Genomic DNA, 12,123 nt, shown 5'->3' on the forward strand with positions numbered 1-12,123 from the left:
AGCATGAGCAACCTGCACCAGGAACATCATTTCGAGACGGCCATCTGTGAACATCTGGCGCAGCACGGCTGGCTGTACGAGCAAGGTGATGCAGTACCGAGTTACGACCGGACCAGCGCGCTCTACCTCCCCGACCTGCTCGCATGGATTGAAACCACCCAACCGGATGCCTGGCAGACTTTGACCACCAACCATGGCTCGACGCTGGCCACGGTGCTGGCCGAGCGCATCCGCAAGAACATGAACGAGCGCGGCACGCTCGACGTGCTGCGCCGTGGTGTCGAGATGCTTGGCTTGAAGCAGCCGCTCTCACTCATCCAGTTCAAGCCTGCACTCGGCCTGAACCCGGAAATCCAGAAGCTCTACGCCGCCAACCGGCTGCGCGTCTTGCGGCAGGTGCGTCACTCGATGAACAATCCTCACGACGCCATCGACCTCGTGCTATTTGCCAACGGCATCCCGGTCGCGACGGTCGAACTGAAATCTGACTTCACTCAAAGCGTCCAAGATGCAGTCGACCAGTACCGCTTCGACCGCTATCCGCATCCGAAAGGTGGTCTCGCTGAGCCTCTTCTCGGATTCCCGGGTGGCGCGCTGGTGCATTTCGCCGTCAGCCAGAGCGAAGTACAGATGACGACGAAGTTGGAAGGCACGAGCACTTACTTTCTGCCATTCAACCGCGGCAACCAGGGCGCCGCCGGCAATGCGCCGAATCCGAATGGCTACGCAACGGCCTACCTGTGGGACGAAGTCTGGGCCCGCGAGAGTTGGCTCGAAATCCTGGGCCGCTATCTCATCGTCAAGCGCGATGACAAGAAGCAGCCAAAGAGCGTCATCTTCCCTCGCTATCACCAGCTCGACGCCACCCGAAAGCTGGTCGCCGACGTTCTGCAGAACGGTCCCGGCCAGCGCTATCTGATTCAACACTCGGCCGGCTCCGGCAAGACAAACTCGATTGCGTGGACCGCGCACTTTCTTGCTGACCTGCACGATGTTGCGAACAGCAAACTGTTCGACAGCGTGCTCGTCGTATCGGACCGCACGGTACTCGACGCCCAGTTACAGGAAGCGATTTTCGATTTCTCGCGCACGACCGGCGTTGTCGAAACCATCACCAACGAGAACGGCAGCAAGAGCGCGCTGCTCTCGCAAGCCCTGAAGGGCGGCAAGAAAATCATCGTTTGCACCATCCAGACGTTCCCGTTTGCACTGCAGGCTGTGCAGTCGTTGGCCGCCACCGAAGGTAAGCGCTTCGCCGTGATTGCCGACGAGGCGCATAGCTCGCAGACGGGCGAGGCTGCCGCCAAGCTCAAGCAGCTCCTGTCCGCCGAGGAATGGGCCGACCTGCAGGACGGTGGTGAAGTCGATACCGAAGCCCTGCTCGCGGCACAGATGACCGGGCGCACGGGCAGCGCGGGCTTAACCTATGTTGCGTTTACCGCGACGCCCAAACAGAAGACGTTGGAGCTGTTCGGCCGTCCAAACGCCGCTGGCCTGCCCGAACCGTTTCATGTGTACAGCATGCGCCAGGCCATCGAGGAAGGCTTCATCCTCGACGTGCTGAAGAACTACACGACCTACAAGCTCGCCTTCATGCTGGCCAACGACGGCAAGGAATACGACGAGAAGGAAGTCGAGCGCAGTGAAGCCATGAAAGGCATCATGCAGTGGGTTCGGCTTCATCCGTACAACATTAGCCAGAAAGTGCGGATTATCGTCGAGCACTACCGTGAGAACGTCCAGCCGCTACTGGATGGCAAGGCGAAGGCGATGGTCGTTGTCGCGAGTCGGAAGGAAGCGGTTCGCTGGCAGAAGGCCATTAGGGTATATATCCAGCAGCAGAACTACCCGCTCGGCGTCCTGGTCGCCTTTTCCGGTGAAATTGACGACCCGGAAAGCTATCCGGCGCCGGTCACCGAAAGGAGCAAGGAGCTGAACCCGGGCCTGAACGGCCGCGACATCCGCGAGGTGTTCGCGAAGCCGGATTATCACCTTCTCCTGGTTGCCAATAAATTCCAGACGGGCTTTGACCAGCCTCTGCTGTGCGGCATGTACGTCGACAAGATGCTGGGTGGTATCCAGGCTGTCCAAACGCTGTCACGCCTGAATCGCGCACATCCGGGTAAGGACACCACGTACATCCTCGATTTCATTAACGACGCCGACGAAATCCTGAAGGCGTTTAAGACGTACTACGAGACGGCCGAACTGGAAGCGAAAACCGACCCGCATCTGGTCTATGACCTGCGTGCCAAGCTCGACGCTAGCGGTCACTACGACGACTTCGAGGTGGACCGGGTTGCGAAGGTCGAACTCGACCCGCGGGGCACTCAGCAGCAACTTAGTGCCGCGATTGCGCCCGTGGCCCAACGCCTGCTGACGAAATACAAGGCAGCTCAACAGGCCCGTGCTGCGGCGATTGAACAGAAAAACACGGATGCCGAGCAGGCAGCCAAGGACGCGCTCGATGCGCTGGTGCTGTTTAAGAGCGACATGGGCGTATTCGTTCGCCTGTATGCCTTCCTGTCGCAGATTTTCGATTACGGCAATACGGACATCGAGAAGCGCTTCCTCTTCTACAAGCGTCTGATTCCCCTGCTGGAATTCGGGCGTGAGCGCGATACCGTTGACCTGTCGAAGGTGGTGCTGACCCACCATAACCTGCGCAATACGGGCAAGCGCGCGCTTGACCTGAAGCAAGGTGAAACTCCGAAGCTCCCGGCGATGGACGAGGTTGGCACTGGAGCTGTCCAAGATAAGGACAAGGTCCTGCTCGACGAGATTATCCAGAAGGTGAACGGGCTATTCGAGGGCGAGCTGACCGACGACGACCAGCTTGTTTACGTTAACGGCGTCATCAAGGGCAAGCTGCTCGAGAACGAGATGTTGGTCCAGCAGGCCGCGAGCAACAGCAAGGAGCAGTTCTCGAATTCGCCGGACCTGGTAAAGGCCATCACGGACGCTATCATCGATGCGTTCGACGCACATACCAAGATGAGCACCCAGGCGCTCGGTTCGCAACGGATTCAGGACGGTATCAAGGATGTTCTGCTCGGGCCGGCGCAGTTGTATGAGGCGCTGCGCGAACGACACACCGGCCCACGTAGCGCAGGACTGTAGGCGAACCCCGAGGGCATACCGGGAGGCAAAAACAGGTCTTTACCGGTTCAACAAGAATCGTGGCATCGCAAAAAAATAAAATTGATTATATCTCTGGCAACTCGATGACATGAAAGTGGCTGTCTTCAGTCACACGGTGGAAAACAGCGACACTTTTATCGAATGATGCGGCTTGCTCCCCGCCGACAGCAGCGGGCCGCACGACCAATGTTCCGTCCGCAAACATCATGTCCAGGTGTGCAGGCCAAGGCTGCTGATTCGACAGCCTCGCTAGGCATGGCCCTCACTCACAGCCACGGATAATCGTTTCAGGCAAAGACGTCGTCGAAGTTTGCCTTCACCTCGCCGAAGCCTTTCTCGGTGAGCAACTTCGTGCCATCAAGCTCGATTACGTGGGCACCCGCCTCGTATGCCTTGAGGGCGGGTGACCGCGTAGCGCAGAGGACTAACTGGCCATCCTTGCGGACGTACTTCATGATGGCTTTGTGGATGACCTCATAGTTCATCGGTGCTTGGTCCTGCTGATTCGGCGTGTCCAGAATCAGCGCACTAACCAACTCGGTACCGTGAAGTTCGATGAGCTGGTAAAGAGACAACTGATACAGGACCTGTCTTCTCTCGTTGACAAGCAAGTAGTGGATTTGCGACCTTGCTCATTTGTGCGTGTTCTATGACAAGCTGCCGAGTCGATTGGAGGTTGTTCGCCCACAGTACGAGTTAGATGCCCGGTTATTGCAAGCTCATATCCTTGACATCAAGGATAGGCTGACTCTTCAGGCTTGCAATGGTGTACTGAACACTGGGCGCCGCGCTGCGATTTCAGGTGACGCGATAATATGCACGGCGCGCCCATACCAGCATAGGTTGCCTTGGGTGATAGTTTGCCACGGTTTCTCGGCGCATACAGTCGGATTTTCCTTGCGAGTTTCTGTCGTGCACGTTGTGTAGTACGGGCACATGTTGCTACGAGTCTCGGCAATCTCAGAGGTAGCAAGGAGCGACCCGTCGCGTCCAGCGTGTAGGGCGACAAAGCGAAACGCTGCGTGCATTATCCGCCTTCCTTCGTAGAGTTCCTGGTTGTCGTCGGTGTCCAGCACAAACTCAACGAGAACATCGCGCTCGACGTCGTCATCGTAGCCTGGTCGTTGCTGCAGCACTGCGCAGCCTCCGAAGACGGCCAGTATCTGCGTTAAGGTATTGCAGTCCGATGCAATCAGGTCAATTAGTGAGAACTCGACGAGCGGAGAGTGCCGTCTGAACTCGAAATTCCATCGAATTGTTGCAAGCGTCTTCCTAACCGCGCGGGCCATCGGCTCGTCGTTGGGGAAGCGCGTTTCGATTTCCTCCAGCCGTTCGTCAATCCACTTCCTGGCGTCATGCAGGAGACGAGATTGAGTATTCGCAACGAATTGCAAAGGGTCGTTTCCCTTCGTTTTTTCAAGCTCCGCACGTCTCAAGACGTCAAGAAGTGTTGATGGTGGGTCGGAGTCCTGAAGCGCTGCCAGTCCACACGCGGCAACGCATTCATCTGAAAGAGTCGGTGCCACGTGCTGCGCCAAAACCCTGAGCAAGTAGTATGGTGCAAACTCAAGCGGCCTGGGAGTTGCGCCGCACTTGCGCGTCAGCCTCTCTTCCAGCATGCACGCGACCGACTCGACAATCTCATGTGAGCCGATTTCAACTTTTGCTGGGAAATGGTCGCCCTGGTCATTGTGGATTTCAAGGTCACACACGATGACCCGCGTTGTGAGCGGCAGTCCTGGGAGTGATGCGTCTCGGAAATTTACGCCCGTTACTGTGACCAATTCGACTTTCGCTCCTGGGGGCAACGGGTTCGGCCGCCGGGCGCGCTCCGCATTGGAGAACGCAAATTTTTGATGAAGCCAAAGATTCTCTTGGTCAGAAAGCGAGGCCGAACCTCGACTGAGGCCGTCCTCGCCGATAGAGCTGCGGAAATGCCCCCAGAGGTGTACTAGATTGGCAAACGCGGACAGACCATGAATCGTGGAAACATTGTGGAAAAAATGAACCCACTCATGGAAGAAGTACGCGAGTTCGTGGGGTCCCTCAATGCCCCTTGGGTTTTCCGGGTCAGCGAAGGCAGGGAGGTCAGCTCCCAGCTTGATGAGCTGTAAATCCGGGAGATACGATGCGATTGCTTGGTTGGACATTTTGTTCCCACGCCATAAAGGTGCGAGCTCGAGGAGTCGAGTCTGGCAGATTTCGCAAATTGCACAGGAGTGACGCCCCTTTAAGCAGATGTTCGCGGCCCCATTGCAGGCGTGAGCCGCCCACCCTCCAGACCTTTCAGCCACCCAACGCCCGTCACGTACCCGTCAATCGGCGATGACCCTTCGCTTCGGTTCGGCCCGCTCCGTCGATTTCTCGTAAAACGGTTCGTAGATGTCAAAGAGGTGCGCTGGCAGTTCGGGGCCTAGATACGGCTTCTCATCATGCAGCGCACGGCGCCGCCCATTTCGGCGCTCAAACCGGGAGCCCGCAGTTGTAGTTAGAGCGGGCCGCGCTTGCTATGCAACAAGTGAGTTACTCGTTGAAGCCGTGCGTTGGGGACAGTGCCGGTTCGCATCCTTCTTCGAAGACTACTCGCGGAGGCGACTCGAGCTCGAAAGGCGCCTTTCGTTGCTTTCGGAACTCCTCGCCTTGTCAGGCAGAGCTTAGCGGCACAAAAGGCCCTCGTAACCAAACCAAATTCAAGCGCCCGCAACCGAAATTAATGCAACTTCGCAGTACACCGCCGCGACGACCTCTCTTGCTCCACCGTCACCGACTTCGCCAGATTTCACATTTTGTGTACGTCGCTCTCAAGGACGTCAATGACCGCGTTCTTGGTTTCCGAAGAGCACCGGTGCCCGTCAACGAATCGTCGATAAATTCAAGCTACCAATAGAAAAGACCCATAAATTTCTCAACTTATGGGTCCGCTTTTCTCAGGTTATGCGTCTATCTACATTACTCCTCAAACGTCAATATTCCCCGCCCGCAACGCATTGCTCTCGATAAACGCCCGACGCGGCTCGACCTCATCGCCCATCAGCGTCGTAAAGATCCCGTCCGCCGCGATCGCGTCTTCGATCTGCACACGCAACAGGCGACGCACGCTCGGATCCATCGTCGTTTCCCAGAGCTGTTCGGGATTCATCTCACCGAGTCCCTTATAGCGCTGCTTCGACACGTTGCGTTCCGCATCGGCGATCAGCCACTTCATCGCACTCTTGAAGTCGCCTACGGCCATGCTGCGCTCGCCGCGCTTGATGACGGCGCCCTCGCCGATCAAGCCCTTGAAGGTGTTCGCCGTGTTCACGAGCTGCTGATAATCCGCCGTCAGCTGGAACTCTTCATCGATCACCGAGACCTTCACGTTGCCGTGGTGACGACGCTCGACGCGCAGCGAACGCAGCTCGCGCACCGGATCGTACATCGCAATCACGTTGACTTCGGGCTTGAGCGGATCGTCGCGCAGCTTGTCCTGCAGCGCGTGGGCCGACGCTTCCGTCGACTGCTCGCTCGACAGGTCGATCGTCACGCCATCCATCACTGCGCCGAGCGCCGCTTCGTCGTACAGCTTGCTCAGACGATCTACGACAGCCTGCGCCATTAAATAAGAACGGGCCAGTTCGCCGAGCGCGTCGCCCGTGATCGGCGTCGCGCCTTCCGACGCAACGAGTTCAGAACCGTTCAGAGCCAAACGCAGCATATGCGCGTTCAACTCGGCCGTGTCCTTAAGATAACGCTCGTCCTTGCCCGCCTTCACCTTGTACAGCGGCGGCTGCGCGATGTAGATATAGCCGCGCTCGATCATCTCCGGCATCTGGCGATAGAAGAACGTCAGTAGCAGCGTGCGGATGTGCGCGCCGTCGACGTCAGCGTCGGTCATGATGATGATGCGGTGATAACGCAGCTTGTCGAGGTTGTAGTCTTCCTTGCCGATGCCGCAGCCCAGTGCGGTAATCAGCGTGACGATCTGCTCCGACGACAGCAGCTTGTCGTAGCGAGCCTTTTCGACGTTCAGCACCTTGCCGCGCAACGGCAGAATGGCCTGGAATTTTCTGTCACGGCCCTGCTTCGCCGAGCCGCCTGCCGAGTCGCCCTCGACGATATAAATTTCAGACTTCGCCGGATCTTTCTCCTGGCAGTCTGCCAGCTTGCCCGGCAGACCGACGCCATCAAGCACACCCTTGCGCCGCGTCATTTCTCGCGCCTTGCGCGCTGCATCGCGCGCACGCGCAGCATCGACGATCTTGCCGCAAATGATCTTCGCGTCGTTCGGCGTTTCGAGCAGGAATTCCTCGAGCGCCTTCGCAACCACTTCTTCCACGGGCGCGCGCACTTCCGACGACACCAGCTTGTCCTTCGTCTGCGAACTGAACTTCGGCTCAGGCACCTTCACCGACAGCACGCACGACAAGCCTTCACGCATGTCGTCGCCAGACGTTTCGACCTTCGCCTTCTTCGCGATTTCGTGGTCGACGATGTACTTGTTGATCACGCGCGTCATTGCCGCGCGCAGACCGGTAAGGTGCGTGCCGCCGTCGCGCTGCGGAATGTTGTTCGTGAAGCACAGCACGTTTTCGTTGTAGCTGTCGTTCCACTGCATCGCCACTTCGACGCCCACACCGTCCTTCTCTCCGACAATGTGGAAAATGGTCGGGTGCAGCACGGTTTTCGTCTTGTTGATGTACTCGACAAAACCCTTCACGCCGCCGACGAAAGCGAAATCTTCTTCCTTGCCCGAGCGTTGATCGGTGAGACGAATCCGCACGCCGTTGTTCAGGAACGAGAGTTCGCGGATACGCTTCGCCAGAATGTCGTAGTGATATTCGACGTTGCCGAAAATCGTCTCATCGGCCATGAAGTGCACTTCAGTGCCGCGATTTTCCGTGTCGCCGACAACGGGAATCGGCGACAGACGTTCGCCGTCCACCTCTTCGATCACGCGGTTTTGCGGCACGCCACGGTGAAATTCCATGAAGTGCTTCTTGCCGTCGCGGCGCACCGTAAGGCGCAGCCATGACGACAGCGCGTTCACGCACGACACGCCCACGCCGTGCAGGCCGCCTGACACCTTGTAGCTGTTCTGGTCGAACTTGCCGCCCGCGTGCAGTTCCGTCATCACGATTTCAGCGGCGCTGCGCTTCGGATCGTGCTTGTCGTCGCGCTTGACGCCCGTCGGGATGCCGCGGCCGTTGTCGGTCACGGAGATCGAGTTGTCGGCGTGGATGATGACCTGAATGTCGTCGCAATGACCGGCGAGCGCCTCGTCGATCGAATTGTCGAGCACCTCGAACACGAGGTGATGCAGACCGGTCCCGTCCGACGTATCGCCGATGTACATACCCGGCCGCTTGCGCACGGCCTCCAGACCTTCGAGGATCTGAATGGACGAGGCGCCGTAGCTGTTATCGGGTTGCGAGTTGTTCGTATCAGTCATGGATTTCTTCCGGATCTGCGTTACTGCTTCGTTACTGCTCGAGGCTTTTCAAAACACCATAAAAACACCAAAGGGGCGCTGCGCCCCTTGATGTGTTCTTCGTGTTGGACGCGTCAGATGCGCATCGGCATCACCACGTATTTGAACTCGTCGTTCTCGGGAATCGTGATCAGCGCGCTCGAACTGGCGTCGCCGAGGCTCACTTCCAGCATGTCGACCTTCAGGTTCGCGAGCACGTCGAGCAGATACGTGACGTTGAAACCGATGTCGATGCTGTCGCCCTGATAAGCGATTTCGAGTTCTTCCTGCGCTTCTTCCTGGTCCGCGTTGGTGGACATGATCTTCAGCTGACCCGGCTCGACGATGCAGCGCACGCCCTTGAACTTGTCCGAGGTCAGAATGGCCGCGCGTTGCAGCGAGCGCTGCAGCTCTTCGCGGCCGATCACGAACGTGTTCTTGTGCGACTTCGGGATCACGCGCTGGAAATCGGGGAACTTGCCTTCCACCAGCTTCGACACCAGTTCGACACCGCCGAACGTGAACTTGACCTGCGTCGGCGCGATATCGATCTTGAGCACGTCGTCGATGTCTTCGAGCAGACGTTGCAGTTCGAGAATCGTCTTACGCGGAATGATGACTTCCTGGCGCGCGAACGAGCCTTCGATCTTCATCGACGAAAACGCGAGACGGTGACCGTCCGTCGCGACGGCCATCAGCTGGTCGCCGTCGACCACCAGCAGCATGCCGTTCAGGTAGTAGCGGATGTCCTGCTGCGCCATGGCGAAGTGGACCATGCCGAGCAGCTGGCGAAACGTCTTTTGGGGAACCGCGAGGTTCGCGCCGAAGTCTTTAGCTTGAGCGACGGTCGGGAACTCGTCTGCCGCTAGCGTTTGCAGCGCGAAACGGCTCTTGCCGGATTGCACCGTCAGACGCTTGTCGTTCAGGGTGAGCGTGACTTGCCCGTCGGGCATCGCGCGCAGAATGTCGAGGAGCTTGCGCGCCGCCACCGTAGTGGCCACCGATTCGCCACCGACGCCGAAATCGGCGCGCGTGGTGATTTGCAGTTCGAGGTCGGTGGACAGGAACGAGACGTCCGGGCCGTTCTTGGTGATGAGCAAATTGGCTAGGATCGGCAACGTATGACGGCGTTCGACAATGCCGCTCACGGTTTGCAGCGGCCTGAGGAGGTTATCGCGTTCGGTCTTGACCAGTTGCATAGAGTTCCTTCGTTGATGTGACGGCCTGCGCGCCTTGCCCGGCTAGATTGAAACGCGCGGCCCCGGCCCCCCGCCGGCGTCGTACTGCGCCAGTCACGGCGTGAATCCCGCCCGCTTTTGCCGGGCGGTTAAACCTGTATTGTGCCTGAAAATGGAAGCACTTCCCTAAATTGGGGGTGGCTTGCGCAATAAACAGATCGAATTTTCCGGCAGGTTCGAGTAACCCTTCGGTTCGATCCTGCCCTTTCCCCCCGACGTCAGCCCTTCAGCGTCTGCTCCAGCACGTGCAGTTCGTGATTCAGCTGCGCGTCCTTGCCGCGCTCGTCGGCGATCTTGCGCACCGCGTGCAGCACCGTCGTATGGTCGCGACCGCCGAACAGCTCGCCGATTTCGGGCAGGCTCTTCTGCGTCAGTTCCTTGGCCAGATACATCGCGATCTGGCGCGGCCGCGCGATGTTGGCCGGCCGCTTCTTCGAATACATGTCGGCGACCTTGATGCTGTAGAAGTCAGCGACCGTTTTCTGAATGTTTTCCACCGAAATCTGCCGGTTCTGCACCGTCAGCAGGTCTTTCAGCGCTTCCTTGGTCAGCTCGATCGTGATTTCGCGGCCGTGGAATTTCGAGTACGCCAGAATCTTGCGCAGCGCACCTTCCAGTTCGCGGACGTTCGACCGCAGATGCTTCGCGACGAAGAACGCAACGTCCTCGTTCAGATTCACGCCTTCCGATTGCGCCTTGCGCATCAGAATCGCGACGCGCATCTCAAGCTCGGGCGGTTCGATTGCGACGGTCAGGCCGGAATCGAAGCGTGAGATCAGACGATCGTCGATGCCTGAGATTTCCTTCGGATAGGTATCGCTGGTGATGATCACCTGCGCCTTGTTCGCAACCAGCGCCTCGAACGCATAGAAGAATTCTTCCTGCGTGCGGGATTTGCCCGAGAAGAACTGAATATCGTCGATCAGCAGCAGGTCGAGCGAATGGTAGTAGCGCTTGAAGTCGTCGAACGCCTTGCGCTGATACGCCTTCACCACGTCCGACACGTACTGTTCCGCGTGGATGTAGCGGATGCGCGCGCCGTGCTTGTCCATCAGCAACTGATTGCCGATCGCGTGAATCAGGTGGGTCTTGCCGAGGCCCACGCCACCGTACAGAAACAGCGGGTTGTACGAAATGCCGGGATTGTCGGCGACCTGGATCGCGGCCGCGCGCGCCAGCTGGTTCGCCTTGCCGGTCACGAAGTTGTCGAAGGTGAGCACGGGGTTCAGCTTCGAGCGCTCGTACGTCGAATCGCTCTCGCTGCTCGCCGCCTGCGCGGCCGCGCCCGGACGCCACGTGCGGCGTGCTGCCGCGGCTTCGTTGGCGTCGAGGCTGGGCAGATCGAGGTCGGCGGCATCGTCGGTCAGTTGCGCGGCGTTCGTCGGCACGCCGAGACCGGCTATGCCGCCCGCGCGCGCCAGGTGAGCCGCCTGCACCGCGCCGACGGCGGCATCGACGGCCGCAGCCGCATTGTGCGCGCCGACGGGCGACGGGCGCGCCGGTGCAGCAGGCGCTGCACGCACGCCTGCCTTGGGATCGAGGACGAACTGGACGTCGACGGGCGAATGCCAGAAATCGCGTGCGAGATCGGTGATGCGGCCCGAAAACTGGCTTTTGACCCAATCCAGCTTGAAACGGTTCGGCGCAGCGATGCTGAGGGTATTCGCATCGGCGTCGAAGGCGACCGGGGCCAACGGTTTGATCCACGTCACGTACTGCTGGGGCGTCAATTCACGCTCCAGCAATGCGGAACAGTGTTGCCAGAATTCGTTCATCAAGTTGCTATCGTTATGTATGCGACGCGATCCGCCGGCGCTCTGGTCGCGGGATACGCGACGAGGCCCGAAGCTGCCAGGCAGAAAAGCCCCAGACGCTTGTGCCACAAGGGTTTGCGGGGTCAAGCGGGCCGGGGCGGCGTGCAGGATTCTTGGGAAGTAAGGCGAGATTCTACCGCCAAAACGGCAGGCAAAGTGAGTTATCCACAGGGCCCGATCAAACAGCGGCGAGAGAAGCCGCCTGTGGATCATCGCCCTAAACTATTGACGGCTCAGAGAAAAGCGGTTTAAATAGCGGGTTCCGCGAAAACCAATTTTCGAACCTCCGGCCATTGCACTTTCAGCGATGCTCGCGCGGTTATTTCTCAAACAAGTGAGAGCAACATGAAACGTACCTACCAACCTTCCGTGACGCGCCGTAAGCGCACCCATGGCTTCCGCGTTCGCATGAAGACCGCTGGTGGCCGCAAAGTCATCAACGCACGCCGCGCGAAGGGCCGCAAGCGCCTCGCCATCTAAGGCG

General features: G+C 58.8%; 7 protein-coding genes. 2 read left to right on the forward strand and 5 right to left on the reverse strand.

What is annotated here, in order from left to right:
- The first annotated feature begins 3 nt into the window (after window positions 1–3).
- Complete coding sequence (locus FRZ40_RS11025) at window positions 4–3,120, forward strand: type I restriction endonuclease subunit R (RefSeq protein WP_147234128.1); 3,117 nt, start codon at window positions 4–6, stop codon at window positions 3,118–3,120.
- Window positions 3,121–3,428: 308 nt separating this feature from the next.
- Here the strand turns inward: FRZ40_RS11025 and FRZ40_RS11030 are convergent, their stop codons facing one another.
- The 5 genes from FRZ40_RS11030 to dnaA all read right to left on the reverse strand — a co-directional run bounded on the left by FRZ40_RS11030 (window position 3,429) and on the right by dnaA (window position 11,600).
- Window positions 3,429–3,716, reverse strand: a complete 288-nt coding sequence (locus tag FRZ40_RS11030; RefSeq protein ID WP_147234129.1) for a hypothetical protein — start codon at window positions 3,714–3,716, stop codon at window positions 3,429–3,431.
- A 177-nt stretch (window positions 3,717–3,893) separates the two neighbouring features.
- Window positions 3,894–5,291, reverse strand: coding sequence for a hypothetical protein (locus tag FRZ40_RS11035; protein ID WP_147234130.1), 1,398 nt, complete (start codon window positions 5,289–5,291; stop codon window positions 3,894–3,896).
- An 806-nt stretch (window positions 5,292–6,097) separates the two neighbouring features.
- The gene (gyrB, locus tag FRZ40_RS11040) at window positions 6,098–8,569 is read right to left on the reverse strand and encodes a DNA topoisomerase (ATP-hydrolyzing) subunit B (RefSeq protein WP_147234131.1); all 2,472 of its coding nucleotides are present in this window, start codon (window positions 8,567–8,569) and stop codon (window positions 6,098–6,100) included.
- A 113-nt stretch (window positions 8,570–8,682) separates the two neighbouring features.
- Entirely contained in the window at window positions 8,683–9,786 is a 1,104-nt protein-coding gene (gene dnaN / locus FRZ40_RS11045; RefSeq protein WP_028363927.1) for a DNA polymerase III subunit beta, read from the reverse strand.
- Window positions 9,787–10,043: 257 nt separating this feature from the next.
- Window positions 10,044–11,600, reverse strand: a complete 1,557-nt coding sequence (dnaA, locus tag FRZ40_RS11050) for a chromosomal replication initiator protein DnaA (protein WP_240057136.1) — start codon at window positions 11,598–11,600, stop codon at window positions 10,044–10,046.
- A 384-nt stretch (window positions 11,601–11,984) separates the two neighbouring features.
- Between dnaA and rpmH the strand changes: the two genes are divergently transcribed.
- The gene (gene rpmH, locus FRZ40_RS11055) at window positions 11,985–12,119 is read left to right on the forward strand and encodes a 50S ribosomal protein L34 (RefSeq protein WP_004198824.1); all 135 of its coding nucleotides are present in this window, start codon (window positions 11,985–11,987) and stop codon (window positions 12,117–12,119) included.
- Window positions 12,120–12,123: the final 4 nt, after the last annotated feature.

The organism is Paraburkholderia azotifigens (assembly GCF_007995085.1).
In the GTDB taxonomy this organism is placed as follows: domain Bacteria; phylum Pseudomonadota; class Gammaproteobacteria; order Burkholderiales; family Burkholderiaceae; genus Paraburkholderia; species Paraburkholderia azotifigens.